This window comes from Companilactobacillus keshanensis (assembly GCF_003946205.1).
Taxonomy (GTDB): Bacteria; Bacillota; Bacilli; order Lactobacillales; family Lactobacillaceae; genus Companilactobacillus; species Companilactobacillus keshanensis.
Genome location: NZ_RHOS01000013.1, coordinates 39,411 through 61,184, shown reverse-complemented (window position 1 = coordinate 61,184; position 21,774 = coordinate 39,411). Strand labels below are relative to the sequence as shown.

The following is a 21,774-nucleotide window of genomic DNA, read 5'->3' as shown; positions in this document are numbered from 1 at the left end:
AGAAGAATACATCAAATTTTGGAATGAAGAACGAATATTCGAAAAACTGGGCTATCAGTCGCCGGTAGAATACCGGAACTTAATAGCCCAATAAAAGAAGTGCTTTTATTTTAATGTCTCAAAAAATAGTTGCAGTGCCATTTCAGGTGCGGTATATCTCTTTTTTATTGCGGATGAACTTGATTGTGCCGTCTGACAAATAGTTGTTTTGGTAGCGCCTGTAAAAAGGTGATCGCCAATATCAGTAGCGCACCGGTTATTTCGGCTGGACCGATATGTGTGCTCAATAAGGTAACTGAAAGGATCGTAGCTGTTAACGGTTCAAAGGCACTTAGCATACCTGTAGTTGTAGCGGTTAAATAATTTAAACTTTGCAGATAGAATAGATAAGAAAACATTGTTCCACCAGTAATTATGAAAATAATTGCGATCCAAGATGTCATATTTAAACTTGGGACTTGATTAAGATGCGCTACCGGTGCAAAGACGATTCCACCTAGCAACATTGACCATCCGGTGACTATTCTAGCGTCAAATTTTTTTAACAGTTCTCTGGGCAAAAGTGTATAGGAAGCTTGACTCAAACCAGACCCGACTCCCCACAAAACTGCTAATGGCGATAATGCCAATTGGTTCATTTGACCATGTGTCACTAGTAAGTAAGTTCCAAACAGTGCAAGTATGATCGATAATACATCAATTCTTCGTGGCAGATGCAGTTGACGAAGTGACAAATACAGGATAATGAACAACGGCCCTAAGAACTGTAAGACCGTCGCGGTTGGCGCATTGCCATATTTTATCGCCATGAAGTATGTATATTGTGCTGGCAACATTCCCAGAAGTCCAAAACATAGTAGTTGGAAAATATAACGTGGTCGCATTAATATTTTAAAAATTTCCGATTTCATGGTGAATCCGCACCATAAGATAAGTAATGAACCAGCAACGATCAGTCTTAGTCCCACAAGCCATTGAGTTGGTATACGTTGCGAGTTAAATAAGAATTGCGCCACACTGCCAGATATTCCCCACAAGAATGGACCGGCGATGGCATATAAGAATCCCCTTTGTTTATTAGACATTTTATATCCCCCAGATAATAAAATAAATGTTACCACAAAATTAGGTGAAAAAAAGGTTATACGATACACTAAAAAAAAGATTATCAGGGGGGGAGAATCACGATGCTCGATGTAAAACATGTTAGTAAAGAGTTCAAAACAGTTAAAGCATTGAATGATATCAATTTTTCAGTTGAAAATGGTCAGATACTTGGTCTTATTGGTCAAAACGGTGCCGGTAAATCGACAACTTTTCACAGTATCCTAAATTTTTTACAATATGACGGAGAAATAACTTGGGAAGATAAACCGATAACCGATACGGTTTTTGACCAGATAGGTTATTTACCGGAAGAACGAAGTTTAATGTCAAAACTAACGGTAGAACAACAAATTGTCTATTTAGCAAGATTGAAGAATCGTCCGGCTAAAGAAATCAGACCTCAAATAGATACGTGGCTCAAAAAATTCGCAGTTAAAGGAACAAAAAAGGATCGAATCAAATCATTATCAAAAGGGAATCAGCAAAAAGTTCAGTTGATTTGTACAATGATCCACGATCCTAAATTGATTATTTTAGACGAACCATTTAGTGGATTAGATCCAGTTAATGCCGATTTATTGAAGCAAGCAATTTTAGAAGCTAAACAAAATGGTGCAGCAATTATCTTTTCTAGTCATGATATGGAAAATGTCGAAGAGCTCTGCGATAAATTAGTAATGCTAAAAAATGGCGAGATAGTTTTAGATGGGACTGTTAGTGATGTTAGAAATTCATTCGGAAAGACACATCTATTTGTCACAACTGATTGGACCAAAGAACGATTAGAACAATTGCCAAAAGTCACTTCAGTGGTTGAACGTGAATCAAATCGTTACTTATTACAGTTGGCCGATGAATCCGCAGGTAAAGAAATATTTACAAAATTGACAGATGGTAAATATATTGAAGAATTCAGTCAGCAACCACCATCATTGAATGAAATTTTTAGAATGAAGGCAGGTGCGATCAATGAATAAACTTTGGATAGTAACGTTTGAAACGTTTTTAAGACAAATTAAATCGTGGAGTTTCGTAGCTTTAGTTTTAGGACCATTCATTATTTTTGGAATCAGTATGGGAGCTGGATATGCTAGTGCCAATGGTGCCGACAGCGGCTCAAAGATTGCAGTTATTAGTAATGAAGTGGAGATGCGCGAACAATTTATCAAAACTAATAAAAGCTCAGTTGATAAGAAGGTCACGACGGTTTCTGATGCCAAAAAAGCTATGGATAAAAATAAATTAGCTGGATATTTGATTCTGAACACTGATAAAGATCAGATTAAGGCGACTTATTACGGTACTAGTTCGATCGACAGTTCTTTAAAAACAAAAGTCATCACATTCACCAGTCAGATTCAGCAACAATTGAATTATGCCAAAGCTGGGATGACCTTAGAACAAGTTCAACAGTTGCAGCGCCAACCTGCGTTTAAAGAGAAAATCTCTAAGAAAACTGGGACTGCTAAGATTGCTAAAATAATTTCTTTTTGGGTAACAGTCGGTATGGTTTATACAATTCTAGTAACATATACTGGAATAACTGCTCAAGAGATCGCCTCTGAAAAGGGCACCAAAATTATGGAAATTATTTTCTCCAGTACTACTGCCAGCAAATATTTCATTGGAAAAGTTTTAGGAGTGCTACTAGTTGTTTTGTCTCAGATACTTATTTATCTGGTCGGTGGCTGGGGTGGATATTTAATTGCCCAAAAAGCCTCAATGACTAAGGATATCATGTCGCAATATCATACATTGATAAATTCCGTTTTACATAATTTATTAAGTATTAATCTAGTTTTCTTGTTGCTAGGAGTAGTTATCTATACTATTTTAGCAGCATTCAGTGGTGCATTAGTTACGAAAGCTGAAGATGCGTCAAAGGCAGCTCAGCCTGTGATAATGCTAAGTGTGTTGGCATTTATCGTGACATTTCCATTCCAAAATCATCTTGATGCCTTGCCGGTCAAAATCTTATCATATGTACCATTTTTCTCATCATATTTTATGCCAATGAGAGTTATTAATTCCGAGGCTAATGTTTGGGAAATAGCTATATCACTAGGGATACTTATCTTGAGTATTGTCTTGATGACATTTTATATTAGTAAGATCTATCAAGGTTTGATGTTACAGACTGATGATTCTAGTTTTTGGAAGAGGTTTAAACGAGGATTGTCTTATAATAAATAGATTGTATTTTGAGGATATAAAGAGAACCATGGTATAAATGTGCGACAAAACATAATTTTTTCCGTTTAAAATAAATAGACACTGTAATCCAAAATCGGATTACAGTGTCTATTATTTTAATACTCGAAAGTTGAACATGTTTTGTCGCACTCTCTAAAAGAACCAACTACATACTTTAACGGCCAAAATTGCTCCAAGGATAGGGGCGACAACTGGTACCCAGCTGTATTTCCATTGCGATGATCCTTTATGCTTTAATGGCAAAATTGCATGTAAAATACGTGGTCCAAGATCACGAGCGGGGTTCAAAGCAGGTCCAGTTGGTCCACCAAATGAAACAACCAAACACATGACTAGAAATCCTAATCCAATAAAATCGGCACGTGGATCGAGCTTGTCAGAAGTTAACATAACAGCTCCGAAAACTAAAAGGAAGGTCCCGATAAATTCGTTGATAAATCCATTAATGCGACTATCAGCAGCATCGATCGTTGAGAATGTTCCCAGAACAGATTCGAGATTGTCAGTTCTGTCGTAATATGGTTTGTAGGCGGCAACGATCATAGCCTGACCAAATATTGCACCTAAGAATTGGGCAATAATATAGGGACCGACTTCGGCCCATGGAAATTCATTGTTGAAAGCTAATGCCAATGTCATCGCTGGATTAATTTGTCCGCCAGAGATTGGTCCAAACATCATGGCTGGGATCATAACACCGATACCATACCCGAATCCAATAAGGACCCAGCCACCGTGAAAACCTTTAGTTCCCTTTAATTCAACGTTGGCAACTGAACCATTACCTAAAGCAACCATGATTGCAGTACCAATAAATTCTGCAATTAGACGTGTTAATAATGAATAGTGCATATTTTTAATACCCCAATAAAATTATTTCTCAAAACAACCTTAATTATTCATTAGTTAAAAAAATATATCAGAAATGGGATTAGATAGGATAAATTCGTTAAAACATCTTGTCTTTAGTGATATAACATTACTTATACAATAAAAAATTGCTCCGTTAGGAGCAATCGATTTTAATAACATAACAAATGAAATAAAGCAAATATTTGAGTTACGCATTTTATTGTATCATACACCACCAAATGTTATAGACTGGTTATAGAAATAATCAATAAACACTATCGTGTGTTATTGTATAAAAAAATATTCCTAAGAAGTGGGGAAGCATAATGAAAGTTTTAAGTTTAGTAGATCTAACGGACAAGCAAAAACAAGAATTAGAGGAGATCAAAGGTGTAGACCTCAATGTGGTTTCTGCCAAAAGTGCTACCTCCGAAGACTTAAAAGGAGTAGAAGTTTTATTTGATTGGTCAAAGAGACTTCAAGAAGATATTTTAAATAGTGAAACTCTAAATTGGATCCAAACTATTCGTGCTGGAGTAGACGCACTACCTTTAAGAGCTTTAGATGAAAAAGGAATTATGCTATCAACTGGTTCAGGTGCTAATTCGATCAATATTGCTGAACAGGCTTTGGCTTACATGTTGATGTTTGAACGTAGTATGAATTTATCAACTTGGGATCAGACTAAAAAAGTTTGGCACCGTGAGAAAAAATACGATGAAGTTTATAACAAGACAGTTATGTTAGTTGGGGTTGGTCATATTGGAAGTCAATTGGCTCAGTATGCTAAGGCACTAGGAATGCGTACAATCGGAGTTAGACATTCTGATCAACCACTACCAAATATTGATAAGATGGTATCTATGAATGATATAGACAAACATCTGAAAGAAGCAGACTTTGTCGTAAATTCATTACCAGATACAACAGATACAGAAAAAATGTTTAATAAAGATTTCTTCAAAAAAATGGCTAAGACTTCATACTTTATTAGTATTGGCCGTGGCAAATCAACAAACACTAATGATTTAGTTGAAGCATTACAAACAAAAGAAATTGCCGGAGCTGGATTAGATGTCGTTGATCCAGAACCATTAAAAGAAGACAGTCCATTATGGGACATGAAGAACGTAATTTTGACACCACATAATGCGGGTAGAAGTGTTCATTATGAAGAAAGAGCTTTCAAGATTTTCAAGAAGAATTTGAAATCCTATATCGAAAACGGTGAAGTCGTTGAAAATTTAGTTAGTTATAGTAAAGGTTATTAGAGAGTAGAGAGTGGAGAAAGACGTTTAACTCCTGAGCATTACCTAGGGTAATGAGAATGGCGGTCTATGCCATACTCGTTATCCGTAGTAAGCGCAGGGAGTTGTCTTTCGGAACTCGTTTTAAATATGTGAATTAAAATTTTAAAGGCAGGACTTCAATATTTTGAGAAGTCCTGCCTTTAATTGTTATTTTATGTTTTTAAAATATAAAAAAGCATGAAGTATACAATTTCTTAATATTAAATCTGTATACTAAAAGAGTAGTAATTATATATTAAATGATAGTAACTAACCGTAGGAGCTGTGTAACAGGTGTGTAATAACTTGATTCCGCAGCGGCCATTTTTAGAAACTATAAAATAATCTAAGAGGGAATAATGGATCAAATACTAGTTATTATGACACTTATTTGGCTACTTATAACGGCAGTATTTCTAGGACTTAGCCTGATTCAAAGTGTATTGGAGCTTAAATATAATTTAACATCAGGTAAAGACGGCCGTTCTGATCTAGTGGAATTGAAAGAAAATTTTGTTAATGTTCATCAAATGGCGGGAATAGTCGTTTCAATTTTGATAATGATTATTTTTTCAGTTCAAATAGGACAAACGTGGAATATTTCAGTAACTCAATCTTTGAAGATGCTTCTGACGACAAATTTTACTAGTAAAATAACTTGGATGATTGTTTTTAGCTTGTATAATTTATATGCCATTGTTAGTTCATTTTATTTATTCGTTCAAAATGATCATCTTAATAAAATTCTAAAAAGTAGTAAATAAGCAACACGCTAATTAGTGATTTCACTGATCAGCGTGTTATTTTATTTCACTTCAACAAAAATTGCTCGTTCGTCGTAACCATTAACATTGTCATTTAAAATAATATTAGGGGCGATGCTGACGGCCTTTTTATTCCCAAGGATTGTGATCCTGTTTAGTCGAAAAACATGATAAAGGATCGGTAAATAATCTGCCGCAATATCAACATTAAGAATGATTTTCTCAAGTTCTGGTTTCAAAATAAGTTCTTTTGCATCTTCTAAGGTCGTTGAATTATCGATCTTTATTTCTGACATAATATTTCCTACGCTCTCTGCCGATTATAGTATTTCAAATAATACTTGCGACTCTTTCCCAAAACAATCAGTTTGGTTACGCTGGCATTATCTGGTTCAGGAATCATCATAGGATCATCTGGGTGAAATAAGCCTAACATAGCAGCCTTTATAGAAAATCCATGTGTTACAAGTAATATTTTTTGATCTGGAAATTTCTGGGCCGTTTCGACTAAAAATTCTTTAATACGATCAGCAACTCCGTCAAATGTTTCGCCACGAGTTGCTTTTTGAACATAGTCTGGTAAAACATCCTGGATATATGGATCGAATAGTTCAGGATAGGCGGCCTTTAAGTCGGCATTTTTCAGTCCGTCCCACTGTCCATAGGAAATTTCGATCAGTCTTTTGTCGGTTGAAATGGGTAAATTATAGCCATCATTTAAAATATTGGTTGTTTCTAAAGTTCTAAAAAGCGGACTGCTAATAATTTGATCCAAATTAGAAATGTCGAAAGTTTTGTGTAATTTTTCAACTTGCGTTTTTCCGACTTCAGTTAAATGCGTCATCTCATTATTAATGCTTCCTTGCTTGATACCAGTAGCATTAGCAGTAGTCTGACCATGCCTTACTAGATAAAATTCTGTCATTTAAATTCCTCGTTTTCTGTATACTGATATTGACACTTTAAGCATTCATTGTTAGAATATCTCTAAATTAATTGGAGGATTACTAATTATGTTAGAACAATTTCATTTTATCTTAATAAGCTCCTCCTTGTCTACATGGTTATCCGTGTAGGCTTATTTACGATTAGCCACATGGATTTCAAGCGATTGAAAACTGTGGGGCAATAAATGTACTAACGTAGTCCCCACAGCTGTCTGTGGGGACTTTTTTTATAATTTTGAAAGGGATGAAGATATGTCAGTATATAATTTTGCAGCTGGGCCAGCCATGTTGCCTACAAGTGTTATTAACCAAATCAAACGTGATCTGCCATCATTTAACGATTCAGGAATGAGTGTAATGGAGATTTCTCATCGTTCTGATCTTTTTGAAAACATAATTAATGGGGCCAAAACAAATTTACGAGATCTATTAAATTTAACTGATGATTACGAAATATTATTTCTACAAGGTGGTGCCACGACACAATTTGCGACGATACCATTAAATATTGCAAAAACAAAACACATTGGATTAGTTGATACAGGCCATTGGGCCATTCGTGCACAAGAAGAGGCAAAAAAAGCCGGAATAACGGTCGATACGATTGCTTCATCAAAGGACAACCAATATCACAATATTCCTAAAATCAGTCAACCGCAACAGTCTTTAGATTATATTCATTTGACGACTAATAATACGATCGAAGGTACAGCGTATGACCAATTACCAGACCTTAAACATCTGGTATTAGATGTATCTTCAAATTTCTTGGCGCAAGATTATCGACTTGAAAATGTTGATCTGATCTACGGCGGGGCACAAAAGAATCTTGGTATTGCCGGATTGACTATCGTAATAATTCGAAAGGATCTAATTGTTGATACCGATCTTCCAAGTATGTGGAATTATAAAATTCTTGCTAAAAAGAATTCGATGTTGAACACTCCACCCGTATTTGCGATTTATGCTGCTGATCTAGTTTTAAAGTGGCTCAAGGATCTTGGTGGTGTGCCTGAAATTGAGAATCGTAATCGTCAAAAATCAAGCTTAGTATACGACTTTTTAGACAATTCTAAACTATTCAATAATACAGTTGAAAAAAAATCACGTTCACTGACAAACCTAGTCTTTAGTACTGGTGATCCCAAACTAGATAAAAAGTTCATTGAAAAAGCTCAAGAAAATAATTTAGTTAATTTGAAAGGGCATCGTCTAGTTGGCGGTATGCGTGCCAGTTTATATAATGCGATGCCATACGAGGGGGCCGAGGCCTTAGTAGATTTCTTAGAAAAATTTGAGTCAGAAAACAGGAGGATACGCTAATGTATCAAATTAAAACTTTCAATGCCATTGCCGATAAAGGATTAAACACCTTTACGCCAGAATATACGATCAACCAACCAGATAATCCCGATGCTTATCTGATCCGTTCCGTCAACCTACTTAAAGCACAATTTCCAGCAACTTTAAAAGTTATCGCCCGGGCCGGAGCTGGAGTAAATAATATTCCTATAAAAGACGCGACTAATCATGGTATAGCCGTCTTTAATACTCCTGGAAGTAATGCTAATGCGGTTAAGGAATTGGTTATATCAATGATGATCGCCACAGCCAGAAAAGTATTTGCGGCCTACGATTATTCTCATCAGAATATTAATGCTGATATATCTAAACAAGTTGAATACGACAAAGCTAAATTCAATGGGACCGAATTATTTGGGAAAAACCTCCTTGTGGTAGGACTTGGCAATGTAGGCTCACTAGTCGCGAATGAAGCCGTTAATTTGGGGATGAATGTCAGTGGATACGATCCTTATTTATCGGCTGATTCGGCTTGGAAAATCAATAATCGAGTTCATCGTCTAACTGATCTGAAACAAGCTTTAAAAAATGCCGATTATGTAACGATACATGTACCAAAAAACAAAGAGACGATGGGACTTATTTCAAACGCAGAGATCAAGGCTATGAAAGATCAAGTTGTTTTATTCAATTACGCCCGTGGTGGGATCGTTGATAATAAAGCAGTTGTCGACAACTTAGGTATAAAAATCCAGTTCTACTGTACTGACTTTGGGGATGATATTATTGCTGATAACCCTCGTGTGATCACTACTCCTCATATTGGTGGATCAACTCTGGAGGCCGAAGATAATGGGGCAATCAAAGCGGCCAATACGATCATGAATTTCTTGGAAAATGGCGATACTGTTAACTCGATAAATCTCCCTGGAATGAAGTTACCATTCAATGCCCCTTATAGATTTACCGTGATGCATCAGAATGTTCCAAACATGGTAGGACAGATAACAACTCATTTAGCCCAAGCTCATGTCAATATAAATAATATGGCTAATGCTGCTAAGGCAGAAACGGCCTATACAGTTATAGATGTTGATAATTTAAATTATAAAAATCAGTTATTAAAACAAATTCAAGAAATACCTGAAGTACGTAGAGTCAGATTGATTGCTCATAGGTAAAAAATTATTGTTTTTTCGTTAATTATGGTAGAACAATCTCAAAGAGGCGAGCTTATGTATAAAGTTTTAATCGTGTTACACGAAGGTGACGAATATATTCGTATGAATAAGGTTTACGTAGAAAATATGCCAGTTGCCGGTCAGTATATTATTCATTCTGATGGATTGGCATATTATGTTGAAGAAGTAACGTCCTTTGTGGGCTATGTCAGCAGTAAAGGGGCCACAACGATCCTAGTTGTGCATCCTGCTCCAAAAGATTCTGCGGTAAATCATTTGTACGGTATGGATATTGAGAAAGATCTAGATGATCCTGAGTATAATAAACGTAATTAAATTTTTGTTGTTTAATTAAAAAGACTTTATTGCCTGACAATAAAGCCTTTTTTTATTATAATAAAATTATAAAATTTAATTTTATTATAAAAAAACTGTTTGAATTCTAAGCAAGTAGTTGTACAATCTTAACAATCACGGTTTAAATTAAAAGTGTGATAAATCATTTTAAGGTCAATTTATTCAAGAAAGGGTGAAATAATGAAACGTTACTTGGTATTAGAAGATGGAAATATTTATTCCGGCCAAGCATTTGGTGCCGATGCTAACGCATTTGGCGAATTAGTATTCAGCACGGGGATGTCTGGATATCAAGAATCAATTACAGATCAATCTTATAATGGGGAGATCTTAATGTTTACCTTCCCACTAATTGGAAATTACGGTATCAACCGCGATGACCATGAATCAATAACCCCAACTTGCAAAGGTATAGTAGTACATGAATTGGCCCGACGATCCAGTAATTGGAGAATGGATCTGTCATTAGATGATTATTTGAAACAAAACAATATCCCTGGTATCAGTGGAATCGATACTCGGGCAGTCACACGACACATCCGTTCTAAAGGAGCTTTGAAAGCTGTTTTAGTAGACGAAATAACCGATACAACTGTTAGTGATCTCAAAGAAGCTAGCTTGCCTCGAGATGAAGTCGCTACAAGTACGACCAGCAAAGCATATTCAGTTCCAGCTATTGGTAAAAAAATTGTCCTAGTAGATTTTGGATTAAAACTTTCTATTTTAAGAGAACTTTCTGCTAGAAAATGTAATATCGTTGTCCTACCATCAAATTCCAGTGCCGAAGATGTCTTGAGTCATGACCCTGATGGCGTTATGTTGTCGAATGGACCTGGCGATCCCAAAGATGTTCCAACTGCTTTGGAAATGATCCGTGGCGTTGAAAAGAAAGTGCCACTATTTGGAATTTGTTTAGGGCATCAACTATTTGCTTTAGCTAATGGAGCCAATACATTCAAAATGAAGTTTGGACATCGTGGATTCAACCACCCTGTTCGTGAACTTGCCACTGGTCGAATAGATTTTACTTCCCAAAATCATGGATATGCAGTTGATCGTGAATCACTGAAAGATACTGATCTAGAAGTTACTCACGAAGAAATCAATGATCAAACCGTTGAAGGGATCAAACATAAAATCTACCCGGCCTTTTCTGTACAATATCATCCAGATGCAGCTCCTGGCCCACATGATGCTGACTATTTATTTGATAGATTTATAGAAATAATCGACGAGAATAAGGAAAAGGGGAAAGTTTCGCATGACTAAAAGAACTGATATACACAAAATCATGGTAATTGGCTCCGGTCCGATTATTGTTGGTCAAGCAGCTGAGTTTGATTATTCAGGTACTCAAGCCTGTATGGCTCTGAAGGAACTTGGTTATGAAGTTGTTTTGGTCAACTCCAATCCAGCTACGATCATGACTGATAAAGAAATTGCCGATCAGGTTTATATTGAACCGATTACTTATCAATTCGTTTCGCAGATTTTAAGAAAAGAACTTCCAGATGCAATTTTGCCAACATTAGGTGGTCAACAAGGCCTAAATATGGCGATGGAACTTGCTAAATCAGGTATTTTGGAAGAATTAAAGATCGAATTATTAGGAACAAAACTTGATGCGATCGATCAAGCTGAAGACCGTGAGAAATTTCGGAGTTTAATGAATACTTTGAAAGAACCTGTTCCTGAATCAGCTATCGTTAATGAGATGCAAGAAGCTGTTGAGGCAGGTAACAAAATTGGTTATCCATTGATCGTCCGTCCTGCATTCACTATGGGTGGTACAGGTGGTGGAATTGCTGATAATGAACAGGAATTACGTCAAATTGTTGATCGTGGTCTAGCACTTTCACCGGTTACTCAAGTAATGCTTGAACAAAGTATTGCTGGATTCAAAGAAATTGAATTTGAAGTTATGCGTGACGCCAATGACAATGCGATGGTCGTCTGTGGGATGGAGAACTTTGATCCCGTAGGCATACATACTGGTGATTCTATCGTTTATGCACCGATTCAAACTTTGAGTGATCGTGAATTTCAAATGCTTAGAGATGTAGCTTTGGAAATTATTCGAGCTCTAAAAATCGAAGGTGGTTGTAACGTTCAGTTGGCCCTTGACCCCAAGAGTTTCAAGTATTTTGTGATCGAAGTTAATCCTAGAGTTAGCCGTTCGAGTGCTTTGGCTTCTAAAGCAACTGGTTATCCAATTGCTAAAGTGGCCGCTAAAATTGCTGTTGGTCTGGCTTTGGATGAAATTATCAATCCAGTTACTGGAACAACTTATGCTGAATTTGAGCCGGCACTAGATTATGTTGTCTGTAAGATTCCTAGATGGCCGTTTGATAAATTCACTAAAGCCGACCGTCTATTGGGTACACAAATGAAAGCAACCGGTGAAGTTATGGCTATCGGACGCAATATTGAAGAAGCCACCCTTAAGGCAGTGCGTTCTCTTGAGATCGGGTTGAACTATATTGATGAGCCTAAATTGCATCAGATTTCAGATGAAGACCTGGAGGAAGGTCTCGTTCATGCTAAAGATGATCGACTATTCTATCTTGCTGAAGCAATTCGCCGTGGTATGACGATCGATGAGTTAGCAGATAAAACAAAAATCAATTTATTTTTCCTCGATAAATTACTTCATATCATTGAAATCGAAGACGATTTAAAGAAAAATATTAATGATTCAGAAATTTTATTAACTGCTAAGAAAAATGGCTTTTCTGATAAAACTGTTGCCAAAATGTGGGGTCAATCAGAGGATCAAGTCCGCCAATTTAGAACTGATAATAAATTATTGCCAGTTTACAAGATGGTTGATACTTGTGCAGGTGAGTTTGATTCTGAAACACCATATTTTTATGGAACATATGAAACAGAGAACGAGAGTATCGTCAGCGACAAACCGTCAATTTTAGTTATCGGTTCTGGTCCGATCAGAATTGGTCAAGGTGTTGAATTTGACTATGCGACGGTTCATTCCGTTAAAGCAATTCAAAAGGCCGGATATGAGGCCATCATTATGAATAGTAATCCGGAAACAGTTTCGACTGATTTTTCTGTTTCTGATAAATTGTACTTTGAGCCGTTAACTTTGGAAGATGCCTTGAATGTTATTGATCTAGAAAAGCCAGAAGGTGTTATCTTACAATTTGGTGGTCAAACAGCTATCAATTTAGCTGAGCCACTACTTGCACATGGCGTAAAGGTTCTCGGTACTAGTGTTGAAGATATTAACCGTGCTGAGGATCGTGATGAGTTTGAAAAGGTCATAAATAATGCCAATATTGCTCACCCAAGTGGTGATACGGCGGATAATGCTGAAGATGCTTTAGTGATCGCTGAAAAAGTTGGATATCCAGTTCTAGTCCGTCCTAGTTATGTTTTAGGCGGTCGGGCAATGGAAATCATTCATCACAAAGGGGATCTTGACTACTACATGCACAATGCCGTAAAGGCCTCGCACGACCATCCGGTTTTAGTTGATCACTATCTGATCGGTAAAGAGTGTGAAGTAGATGCGATCTGTGATGGTAACGATGTCTTGATCCCAGGTATCATGGAACATATCGAACGTGCTGGAGTCCATTCAGGAGATTCAATGTCTGTGTATCCGACTCAAAGCTTTTCACAGGATATTTGTGATCAGATCGTTCACTATACAAAGTTATTGGCTAAGGATCTTAACTGTATTGGAATGATGAATATTCAATTCGTCATCCACGAAGAAAAAGTCTACGTTATCGAAGTTAATCCTCGTGCCAGTCGGACAGTGCCATTTTTGAGTAAGGTAACCGATATTCCAATGGCTCAAGTGGCAACCAATGTTATTCTGGGAAAGACTTTACATGAACAAGGATATCAAGATGGATTAAGGCCTGTTGGTGAATTAGTTCACGTGAAAGCACCGGTCTTTTCCTTCTCAAAATTGAATGGTGTAGACCCATTATTAGGACCAGAAATGAAGTCAACTGGTGAAGTTATGGGGACCGATAAGACATTTGAAAAGGCACTTTATAAGGCCTTTGAAGGTGCCAAATTACATGTTCCAGATCATGGTAAAGTTCTGATTACAACTAGGGAATCAGACTTTGTTGAGAGTTATCAAGTTGCAAAACGTTTCCGTGACTTAGGATTCTTAGTGTTGGCTACAGGCAATACCGCTGATTACTTGTCCTCTAAAGGTTTAAAAATTAAAAAACTTGAACCTAAAGAATTGCACCAGATGATGCTAGATAAAAAAATCAACGTTGTTATCAATACAGTGATCGACGATAAGGATCATGGCGAATATGTCAGGACCTTGGCTGTTGCTCATGGAGTAACACTGTTCACTGCTATTGATACAGTCTATGGAATGTTGGATGTTCTTGAATCACAGTCATTTTATACGAAGGCTCTTTAAAGATTAAATTAGTTCAAAATAAAAAGCCCGAAATCATTTCAGATTTTGGACTTTTTTTGCTTTATTTTTTTAAATATTTTTCTAGTAAAATATCTAGACCAATTTTAAAAAGTTCTTTAAACAGCAAGTTCGAATTTTGGTTCAAAATTGATTAATTTATTTTAGAATAAAAAAATAAAGGCCTACCACTAGCCTTTATTGCGAGAGATCCAGAGCCTACCACAAACTCTGTTTACAAGCAGTTGAGAAGGAGTACTACGTGTAACAATAACAAGAAGTTAAGTTCATATTTCCCGCCTATATAAACCATCTTCATTATAAAGCTTTACTTATGATATTTCCACACTTTGTGAAAAAACATTTTAATTCTAGTCAGCAACAGAATATTATAAGCATTAGTAATTGAAGCGCCATCAATATATAATATTATGCCTTTAACGATAAGATTTTTCTGAACGAAAATGCTCTAAATGCCGATATTGTTGGTCTATGTCAATTTTAAACAATCCAATTTTATAATTATGGTTATAAATAGTCGGAATAATGTTAGATAATCATATCAGATAGAAGTTTTAGTTTTGATTATGGATTGAAGGCGGTATGAGTCTTGGAAGAAGTTAAAGGAACGTCTATAAAGAGCGACGAAGTAGTTCGCGAATTAGAAGAATCTGTTGGGACTTTTAACATCAATTCTGAAGAAGTCTTGATTGAACTTGTGATGAGTTATATTTTTAAAATGAATAAGCAAGTCGATTGGCAAATGCCACTCGCAAATTTGCGCAGTGATTTAGTTTATTATTCTCTACAAACTGACGATCTTAATAGACGTGATGTTGAAGAGTTGTTATTCAAAATCAATTATCTTTTGAATTGTCGATAGATTTCGCAATTATTCCCGAGGTACCAGAGTAATATTTGGTGCCTCTTTTTTTGTCCAATGATATAGTAAAAAAGAGGTGAATTTGATGGTTAAGATTTATCAGAGAAATTTTCAAGACGTGCCGGTACTCGAAGTAGTTGAGGAAGAGAATCGTTACAAAGAGGTGCCATTGGTTGTGTTCTATCATGGATGGCGTTCGGAAAAAGAATTGGTTTTGACACAGGCAAGAAAGCTTGCTGCTAAAAATATCCGAGTAGTCATGCCCGATGCAATGCACCACGGTAAAAGATTAGAGGATGTTTCGTCAATTCCTTCATTTACATTTTGGAACAGTATTCAAGGCAATTTGGCCGAATTTGAAATGATAATGAGCTTTTATCGAAAGAGAAATTTGATCAAAGATGGAAAAATTGGTGTTGGAGGATATTCAATGGGTGGAATGACAACAGGGGCCTTATTGGCTCAACACCCAGAGATAACAGCCGGAACGATCATTATGGGGACACCGAATTTGAATGCTTATGCAGAGCTTGTTAGATATCACGCCAAAAATCATGGTATTTACGTACCAAATGATCTAAAAATGCTGACAAGCTGGATCGATAATTATGATTTGAATTTACATCCAGAAAAAATCAATAAACGTCCACTTTTATTTTGGCATGGAACTGAGGATGAGCGCATTCCTTATGAAGAATCTAAGGATTTCTTTGATATGATTCAAGGTCATGATTACGCTGAACAAGTAGCTTTTATTACTGGCTATAAGGCAGGACATTTGGTTGAGCCACCATTGATGGACAAAATCGCTAACTTTTTTGAGTATTATTTAAATTAGGTGGATTCCGCTGAAGATTTTGAGTAATTCCACCTGTTGTGCGAGCGACTCGAGCCAAGGTCTCTCGTCTCGATTATGAGCTTTGCATTCGCAAATCTCGTAATCGTCAGTGGAGTAAAACTCCACTTTCACAACTGGTTCCATTACTCAAAATCTTCAGCTTTTATTGTGTGAGTATAGGATAGTATAAAGGGTAATAAAACAGGAGTTCTATGCCGCCTCTGGAAGCAAGAAAATTTGGTGCTCCCAAAGACTAGTGTATTCGTTGTTTCTAGTATTATTATCGAAATGGAATGATTTTAAAAAGCTAAGATAAATTTTCATTATGAAATTTTACGTCTGATCACTTAAATGTGATTAGGCGTTTTTTGACATAAAAAACCCCTTGCTTGGATTTCTCCAATACAAGGGGTCCTTACATTAAAAATTTATCTTGGCTCTTATTTTTTTAACTAGTTGAATTGAATCGGAAGGGATGATACTTAGATACCTATAGCAACTTATATACCATTCCATGCATCTTACGCCGCAAGATTTTTCCACTGGATGTTTGTGGAAAATGATCGACTTGGCGAAATTCCTTTGGAACTTTGTAATGTGCCATGTGATCACGACCATATTCCAATAGATCTACGCCGGTAAGATAAGCATTTTCATCTAGAATTACGTAGGCAATGGGAATCTGTCCCCAGGTTTCGTCACGTTTTCCTAAAATAGTAATTCCTAGGATACCTTTAATTTTGCTATAAAGGTTTTCGACTTCTTCGGGGTAAATATTTTCTCCACCAGAAATGATCATATCATCTTTTCGACCTTTGACAAATAAAAATCCTTCGTCATCTAAATAACCGATGTCACCGGTTTTGAAGTATTGGTCACTTGTCATTCGTTGCTTAAATAGTTCGGGCATATTCAAATAGCTTTTGGCAACGTTGGGTGCTTTGACCTCGATCTCACCGATCCCATCATTATTTTGCTGTGTGATCCTTAACTGAACGGGAAAGAGTGCCTGTCCTGAAGATCCGACTTTTCTCTCGGCGTCACGATTGGTCAATGCGACTACATTTGAGGCAGTCTCGGTCATACCGTAACTTTGAATGACAGGGATAGCTAACATATTACAACGTAACAAAGTCCAATTGTCGATCGGGCCACCGCCTAATAAAACACAGCGGAAGTTGCTATTGTATTTTTGCTTAGGGGTCAGATTGTTTAGCAATCTTTTTAACATTGTTGGTACTAAAGATATAATCGAAGCACGTTCATTGATCAAAATCTTGTTGATATACGCTTCGTCAAATTTAGGTATCAAATAAACGCCGATACCGTAAATCAAAGAGCGCATTGCAATTGAAAATCCAGAAATATGGAATAGTGGGACGGCAATTATCCAAGAATCACGATAAGAGATCCCGAGATTCAAAGAAGTTCCAATGGCAGAATAGAAGTGATTGCCAAATGTTTGCAAGACTCCTTTAGGGCGTCCAGAAGTTCCAGAAGTATACATGATCGAAGTTATGTCGTCATTATTGAATTCTTCCACAGGTTGATAACTTTTAGCAGAGTGTAATGATAATGTCTCAGAGATCTTAACTTGTGGAAAACTTGTTTGAGTTATCTCTGATAAATCGGCACCGTCATCTAGCAAGCAAAATTTGGCATTTGAATCTCGTAACTGAAAACCTAATTCGTCTTTTGACAATCGAGTGTTTAAAAAAACAATTTCAGCGCCGAGTTGTTGCAAGGCCAAAATGGCAATATAACCGTTGAAACTATTAGTGATAAAAATTGCGATCCGGTCATGTGATTTTACACCATAGGTTGCAAGTTTGCTGGCATATAACTGTACACTCTCGTCTAATTCAGAAAAAGTGAAGTCAGAGTGTTCGAGGATCAAGGCTGTTTTATTGGGATTAAGCTGAGTTTGTTTTTTTAACCAATTTTCCAAAGTTCATCTTCCTTTCTAGGGGAATTTGGGGAACTTGTCGAAATCCGGATCACGTTTCTCTAAAAAGGCGTCGCGACCTTCTTTACCTTCGTCAGTCGTATAGAATAGCATGGTTGAATCTCCAGCCATCTGTTGTAATCCGGCGATTCCATCAGTGTCGGCATTCATAGCGGCTTTAATGAAGCGAATAGCAGTAGGGGACTTTTGCAAGATCTCATTGCACCATTCGATAGTTTCTGTTTCGATATCATCTAAAGGAACAACTTTATTGATCCAGCCCATTTGAAAGGCTTCATCGGCTGAGTAATCTTTGCACAAGAACCAAACTTCTTTAGCACGTTTGTGTCCGATAACTCGAGCAAGATAGGCCGAACCATAACCAGCATCAAAGCTACCGACTTTAGGGCCGGTCTGCATAAATTTAGCATTGTCAGCTGCGATCGTTAAGTCACAGACTAATTGTAAAATATTTCCACCACCGACTGACCAGCCACGTACCATAGCAATAACTGGTTTAGGGATGATACGGATCAAGTGTTGCAAGTCTAAAACGTTTAGTCTTGCAATGTGATCGGGGCCAACATAACCACCATTACCACGAACACTTTGATCACCACCAGAACAAAAGGCCAGATCTCCTTGTCCAGTTAAAATGATAGCACCGATCGAAGCGTCGTCACGGCAGTAATTGAAAGCCTCAATCATTTCCTGTACAGTGACAGGTGTAAAAGCATTACGTTTTTCGGGACGATTGATAGTGATCTTAGCAATCTTGTCCATACGTTCAAAAAGAATTTCTTTATATTCTTTAATTGTTTCCCATTTACTCATTAAAATAACCTCCGAGGTGTTAAGTTATGAATCTTTTAGAAAATCTAGGGATAAAAATAGTCGAACAGAATAAGAAAAAAGTCGTCTTAGAGATGGCAATAGAAGATAAACATTTACAGCCATATAAGATCATGCATGGAGGTCTCAATGCCGTTCTAGCAGAGACCGCAGGCAGCATCGGTGCCAACCTCAATATTAAAGAAGACGGTTTTGCGGCTGTCGGTGTAGATATTATGACACATCAACTCAACAAGATTAAGGATGGAATTGTCATTGCCGAGGCCACACCGGTACGAATTGGCAAAAACATTCAAACGTGGCAAGCTTTTACTCACAAAAAAGGCAGTGCGATCAGTGCCAGTTTGAGTACGATGACTTTGAAAAAGGTTAAGGTAGATTAGTTTCGATAGATCCGTGAATTGATGATTTCAAAGAAAGCTAAGACGATCAAACCGATCCCAAATAATTGATAAAAGAAGATCATTGTTTTGGAAGGGTTGAGAATGAAAATTATCCCCACACCGATCAATAACGCTGAATAGAAATAGTCCAGCCACGGTGTGACGTTGACCTGTCTTTTAGTTTCATTGGAATCTCTAAACTGATTAATTCCGTTGACTAATAGAATTATTCCTAATACTGGTGGTACAAGTTGAATCAATATCTTGGCTACGAACAAAACCAATGCGGCGACAAGTAACGCACCGGCACCAAGTCCGATGGCAATGTTATTTTCGCCGGTTTTTTGTCTAATACTGATACCGTCGATGATCGATAGTACGCCGTAAATTGCAATATAAGTAGAAACTAGGTAGATAATGGCGTTTACGCTTTTGGTCGGTTGTGCCGTTATCAATATTCCAACAACCAACAAAAAGATAAAACGCAGCCAACGATAAAGTTGGAACTGTCTGACCATTTTTTCACTTCCCCCAATTAAGTATAAAACTATGATAACAGAATAATCCAAATAGGTTGTTTTTAAAGGGATTGCCGTCAATTATATTAATTAAAAATATTTTAATTAATAAGTAAGTGTCAACAACGTTTTTTCGTCTCTAACCTCTGCTGACTAATAAAAAAGCTTGCAACTAAATTAGAAAACTATTAGAATGTCATTATTTCTATTATTCAAATTTGAGAATAAGACCAGCAGCAAGTTATGAGGAGGATTTTATATGAGCAGGATATTTAAGCGATTGACCTTAAAGGAAGATCCGAGTATTTATGAAGATAAGGATGCCAATCTGGTAAGAGTTTTAACGGTTAAGGATTTCTTAGCCTTGGGTGTCGGAACAATTGTTTCCACGTCGATTTTTACTTTACCAGGTGTCGTTGCGGCTGATCATGCTGGCCCAGCGGTGGTCTTTTCGTTTTTAATTGCTGCGATCGTTGCGGGGCTAGTAGCATTTGCTTATGCTGAAATGGCAGCAGCGATGCCATTTGCCGGATCTGCGTATTCATGGATCAATGTTATGTTCGGTGAATTCTTTGGCTGGATCGCCGGTTGGGCGTTGTTGGCTGAATATTTTATTGCTTTAGCCTTTGTCGGTTCCGGATTGTCAGCGAATTTTCGAGGGTTATTAGTACCACTGGGAATAAATTTCCCCAAGTCTATCTCGAACACTTTAGGAAATGACGGTGGAATTATTGATATCACGGCCGTCATTGTCCTAGTCGCCGTTGCCTGGTTGTTATCTAAAGGTGTTAACGGTGCGGCCAGAGTTGAAAACGTCTTAGTTGTTTTGAAAGTTCTAGCAATTTTGACATTTATTATTGTTGGTTTAACTGCCATTCACATTGAAAACTACGTACCATTTATTCCTAAATACCACGTTAATCCAGATGGAACTGCTTTTGGTGGTTGGAAAGGTATCTACGCCGGTGTCTCGATGATCTTCTTGTCATATATTGGATTTGATTCGATCGCCGCCAATTCGGCAGAAGCTAAAGATCCAGAGAAAACAATGCCACGTGGGATCCTTGGTTCATTAGTTATCGCCGTTACTTTATTTGTTGCCGTTGCTTTGGTATTGGTCGGGATGTTCAAATATACTAAATATGCCAACAATGCTGAACCTGTTGGTTGGGCTTTACGTCAGGCTGGACATTCAGGGATTGCTAGTGTTATTCAAGCGGTTGCCGTCATTGGTATGTTCACAGCTTTGATCGGAATGATGTTGGCTGGATCGCGTCTGTTGTATTCATTTGGACGTGATGGTATGTTGCCAGCTTGGTTAGGAAAATTGAACAAACGTAACTTGCCTAACCATGCACTATTCGCATTATCAGCTATTGCGGTTGTTGTTGGTTCACTTTGTCCATTCGCATTCTTGGCACAGTTGATCTCCGCTGGTACCTTGATAGCCTTCATGTTCGTTTCTCTAGGAATCTATCCATTGAGAAAAAGAGAAGGTAAGGATCTGCCGGAACCATCATTTAAAATGCCACTTTATCCGGTTTTACCTGCTGTTGCTTTCTTGGGTGCTTTATTTGTATTCTGGGGACTTGATGTTCAGGCTAAGACTTATGCTGGGGTATGGTTTGCTATTGGTTTGGTAATTTACTTTACTTATGGTATTCGTCATTCTTATCTTGGTAAGGGTAATAAAGGCGTTAAAACATCATCAGAAAAGGAATAGTTCAAAAGACCTCTTGTGGGGTCTTTTTTTGACCTGTTTTTTTCGCCAAAGGGCACAAGTAATTCCGCCTGTTGTGTGACCGGTCCGAGCCTTGGTCTCGGGCCTCGATTTCAAGCTTTGCATGCGCAAATCTTGGAATCGTCAGTGGAGTAAAACTCCACTTTCACAACTGGCTCCATTACTTGTGCTCTTTGACTAGATCGTCGCT

At 37.3% G+C, this 21,774-nt stretch carries 21 protein-coding genes; 14 read left to right on the top strand and 7 right to left on the bottom strand.

Annotated elements, in window-relative coordinates; all coding sequences use genetic code 11:
- Positions 1-10 precede the first annotated feature (10 nt).
- Positions 11-94, top strand: coding sequence for an IS3 family transposase (locus tag EKM64_RS11755; RefSeq protein ID WP_225420984.1), 84 nt, complete (start codon positions 11-13; stop codon positions 92-94).
- Positions 95-164: 70 nt separating this feature from the next.
- On the opposite strand, the gene EKM64_RS08065 is transcribed toward EKM64_RS11755, so the two are convergent.
- The gene (locus tag EKM64_RS08065; protein WP_125677435.1) at positions 165-1,085 is read right to left on the bottom strand and encodes a DMT family transporter; all 921 of its coding nucleotides are present in this window, start codon (positions 1,083-1,085) and stop codon (positions 165-167) included.
- 102 nt (positions 1,086-1,187) lie between these two features.
- Here EKM64_RS08065 and EKM64_RS08060 point away from each other — a divergent pair, with 102 nt between their 5' ends.
- On the top strand, positions 1,188-2,084 hold the full coding sequence (locus EKM64_RS08060) for an ABC transporter ATP-binding protein (RefSeq protein ID WP_125677433.1): 897 nt from the start codon (positions 1,188-1,190) through the stop codon (positions 2,082-2,084).
- Positions 2,077-3,300 (top strand): ABC transporter permease, encoded by a 1,224-nt coding sequence (locus tag EKM64_RS08055; RefSeq protein ID WP_125677431.1) that lies wholly within the window; start codon positions 2,077-2,079, stop codon positions 3,298-3,300. The genes EKM64_RS08060 and EKM64_RS08055 overlap by 8 nt, the downstream gene beginning before the upstream one ends.
- A 153-nt stretch (positions 3,301-3,453) precedes the next feature.
- Here EKM64_RS08055 and EKM64_RS08050 read toward each other — a convergent pair whose 3' ends face one another.
- Positions 3,454-4,173: an MIP/aquaporin family protein gene (locus EKM64_RS08050; RefSeq protein WP_125677429.1), complete on the bottom strand. Its 720-nt coding sequence runs from the start codon at positions 4,171-4,173 to the stop codon at positions 3,454-3,456.
- Between the two features lie 326 nt (positions 4,174-4,499).
- On the opposite strand from EKM64_RS08050, the gene EKM64_RS08045 reads away from it, so the two are divergent.
- Positions 4,500-5,444, top strand: coding sequence for a D-2-hydroxyacid dehydrogenase (locus EKM64_RS08045; protein ID WP_125677427.1), 945 nt, complete (start codon positions 4,500-4,502; stop codon positions 5,442-5,444).
- Between the two features lie 377 nt (positions 5,445-5,821).
- Positions 5,822-6,226 carry a hypothetical protein gene (locus EKM64_RS08040; RefSeq protein WP_125677425.1) on the top strand — a complete coding sequence of 135 codons (405 nt, stop codon included), beginning with the start codon at positions 5,822-5,824 and terminating at the stop codon, positions 6,224-6,226.
- Between the two features lie 41 nt (positions 6,227-6,267).
- Here the strand turns inward: EKM64_RS08040 and EKM64_RS08035 are convergent, their stop codons facing one another.
- Complete coding sequence (locus tag EKM64_RS08035) at positions 6,268-6,522, bottom strand: hypothetical protein (protein ID WP_125677423.1); 255 nt, start codon at positions 6,520-6,522, stop codon at positions 6,268-6,270.
- Positions 6,523-6,530: 8 nt separating this feature from the next.
- Positions 6,531-7,151, bottom strand: coding sequence for a histidine phosphatase family protein (locus EKM64_RS08030; protein WP_125677420.1), 621 nt, complete (start codon positions 7,149-7,151; stop codon positions 6,531-6,533).
- Between the two features lie 274 nt (positions 7,152-7,425).
- Between EKM64_RS08030 and serC the strand changes: the two genes are divergently transcribed.
- The 7 genes from serC (at position 7,426) to EKM64_RS07995 (ending at position 16,145) form a co-directional block, all read left to right on the top strand.
- The gene (serC, locus tag EKM64_RS08025) at positions 7,426-8,496 is read left to right on the top strand and encodes a 3-phosphoserine/phosphohydroxythreonine transaminase (RefSeq protein WP_125677418.1); all 1,071 of its coding nucleotides are present in this window, start codon (positions 7,426-7,428) and stop codon (positions 8,494-8,496) included.
- Positions 8,496-9,656 (top strand): 3-phosphoglycerate dehydrogenase family protein, encoded by a 1,161-nt coding sequence (locus tag EKM64_RS08020; RefSeq protein ID WP_125677416.1) that lies wholly within the window; start codon positions 8,496-8,498, stop codon positions 9,654-9,656. Before serC ends, EKM64_RS08020 begins: the two co-directional genes overlap by 1 nt.
- A gap of 54 nt (positions 9,657-9,710) precedes the next feature.
- A complete protein-coding gene (locus EKM64_RS08015) occupies positions 9,711-9,992 on the top strand; it encodes a LysR family transcriptional regulator (protein WP_125677414.1) in 282 nt (93 codons plus the stop codon).
- 201 nt (positions 9,993-10,193) lie between these two features.
- Positions 10,194-11,282, top strand: a complete 1,089-nt coding sequence (locus EKM64_RS08010) for a carbamoyl phosphate synthase small subunit (protein WP_125677412.1) — start codon at positions 10,194-10,196, stop codon at positions 11,280-11,282.
- Positions 11,275-14,427 (top strand): carbamoyl-phosphate synthase large subunit, encoded by a 3,153-nt coding sequence (gene carB, locus EKM64_RS08005; protein WP_125677410.1) that lies wholly within the window; start codon positions 11,275-11,277, stop codon positions 14,425-14,427. The genes EKM64_RS08010 and carB overlap by 8 nt, the downstream gene beginning before the upstream one ends.
- A gap of 607 nt (positions 14,428-15,034) precedes the next feature.
- Positions 15,035-15,307 carry a hypothetical protein gene (locus tag EKM64_RS08000; RefSeq protein WP_125677408.1) on the top strand — a complete coding sequence of 91 codons (273 nt, stop codon included), beginning with the start codon at positions 15,035-15,037 and terminating at the stop codon, positions 15,305-15,307.
- A gap of 85 nt (positions 15,308-15,392) precedes the next feature.
- Positions 15,393-16,145: an alpha/beta fold hydrolase gene (locus tag EKM64_RS07995; RefSeq protein WP_125677406.1), complete on the top strand. Its 753-nt coding sequence runs from the start codon at positions 15,393-15,395 to the stop codon at positions 16,143-16,145.
- Positions 16,146-16,635: 490 nt separating this feature from the next.
- Here the strand turns inward: EKM64_RS07995 and EKM64_RS07990 are convergent, their stop codons facing one another.
- Positions 16,636-18,093: an o-succinylbenzoate--CoA ligase gene (locus EKM64_RS07990; RefSeq protein WP_125677404.1), complete on the bottom strand. Its 1,458-nt coding sequence runs from the start codon at positions 18,091-18,093 to the stop codon at positions 16,636-16,638.
- Between the two features lie 15 nt (positions 18,094-18,108).
- A complete protein-coding gene (gene menB / locus EKM64_RS07985) occupies positions 18,109-18,924 on the bottom strand; it encodes a 1,4-dihydroxy-2-naphthoyl-CoA synthase (protein WP_377769668.1) in 816 nt (271 codons plus the stop codon).
- A 26-nt stretch (positions 18,925-18,950) separates the two neighbouring features.
- On the opposite strand from menB, the gene EKM64_RS07980 reads away from it, so the two are divergent.
- Positions 18,951-19,325: a PaaI family thioesterase gene (locus EKM64_RS07980; RefSeq protein WP_125677400.1), complete on the top strand. Its 375-nt coding sequence runs from the start codon at positions 18,951-18,953 to the stop codon at positions 19,323-19,325.
- Here the strand turns inward: EKM64_RS07980 and EKM64_RS07975 are convergent.
- Complete coding sequence (locus tag EKM64_RS07975; protein WP_125677398.1) at positions 19,322-19,843, bottom strand: DUF308 domain-containing protein; 522 nt, start codon at positions 19,841-19,843, stop codon at positions 19,322-19,324. The genes EKM64_RS07980 and EKM64_RS07975 overlap by 4 nt on opposite strands.
- Before the next feature lie 259 nt (positions 19,844-20,102).
- Here EKM64_RS07975 and EKM64_RS07970 point away from each other — a divergent pair, with 259 nt between their 5' ends.
- Positions 20,103-21,566: an APC family permease gene (locus tag EKM64_RS07970; RefSeq protein WP_125677396.1), complete on the top strand. Its 1,464-nt coding sequence runs from the start codon at positions 20,103-20,105 to the stop codon at positions 21,564-21,566.
- Positions 21,567-21,774 lie beyond the last annotated feature (208 nt).

Bases quoted from the DNA above. Each gene is read 5' to 3' on its own strand.
- EKM64_RS08010 (WP_125677412.1), top strand. From the start codon at position 10,194: ATGAAACGTTACTTGGTATTAGAAGATGGAAATATTTATTCCGGCCAA.
- EKM64_RS07970 (WP_125677396.1), top strand. From the start codon at position 20,103: ATGAGCAGGATATTTAAGCGATTGACCTTAAAGGAAGATCCGAGTATT.
- EKM64_RS07995 (WP_125677406.1), top strand. From the start codon at position 15,393: ATGGTTAAGATTTATCAGAGAAATTTTCAAGACGTGCCGGTACTCGAA.
- EKM64_RS08055 (WP_125677431.1), top strand. From the start codon at position 2,077: ATGAATAAACTTTGGATAGTAACGTTTGAAACGTTTTTAAGACAAATT.
- EKM64_RS08050 (WP_125677429.1), bottom strand. From the start codon at position 4,173: ATGCACTATTCATTATTAACACGTCTAATTGCAGAATTTATTGGTACT.
- EKM64_RS07975 (WP_125677398.1), bottom strand. From the start codon at position 19,843: ATGGTCAGACAGTTCCAACTTTATCGTTGGCTGCGTTTTATCTTTTTG.
- carB (WP_125677410.1), top strand. From the start codon at position 11,275: ATGACTAAAAGAACTGATATACACAAAATCATGGTAATTGGCTCCGGT.
- EKM64_RS08060 (WP_125677433.1), top strand. From the start codon at position 1,188: ATGCTCGATGTAAAACATGTTAGTAAAGAGTTCAAAACAGTTAAAGCA.
- EKM64_RS08015 (WP_125677414.1), top strand. From the start codon at position 9,711: ATGTATAAAGTTTTAATCGTGTTACACGAAGGTGACGAATATATTCGT.
- EKM64_RS08035 (WP_125677423.1), bottom strand. From the start codon at position 6,522: ATGTCAGAAATAAAGATCGATAATTCAACGACCTTAGAAGATGCAAAA.
- EKM64_RS08020 (WP_125677416.1), top strand. From the start codon at position 8,496: ATGTATCAAATTAAAACTTTCAATGCCATTGCCGATAAAGGATTAAAC.
- menB (WP_377769668.1), bottom strand. From the start codon at position 18,924: ATGAGTAAATGGGAAACAATTAAAGAATATAAAGAAATTCTTTTTGAA.
- serC (WP_125677418.1), top strand. From the start codon at position 7,426: ATGTCAGTATATAATTTTGCAGCTGGGCCAGCCATGTTGCCTACAAGT.
- EKM64_RS07980 (WP_125677400.1), top strand. From the start codon at position 18,951: ATGAATCTTTTAGAAAATCTAGGGATAAAAATAGTCGAACAGAATAAG.
- EKM64_RS08065 (WP_125677435.1), bottom strand. From the start codon at position 1,085: ATGTCTAATAAACAAAGGGGATTCTTATATGCCATCGCCGGTCCATTC.
- EKM64_RS08045 (WP_125677427.1), top strand. From the start codon at position 4,500: ATGAAAGTTTTAAGTTTAGTAGATCTAACGGACAAGCAAAAACAAGAA.
- EKM64_RS08040 (WP_125677425.1), top strand. From the start codon at position 5,822: ATGGATCAAATACTAGTTATTATGACACTTATTTGGCTACTTATAACG.
- EKM64_RS08030 (WP_125677420.1), bottom strand. From the start codon at position 7,151: ATGACAGAATTTTATCTAGTAAGGCATGGTCAGACTACTGCTAATGCT.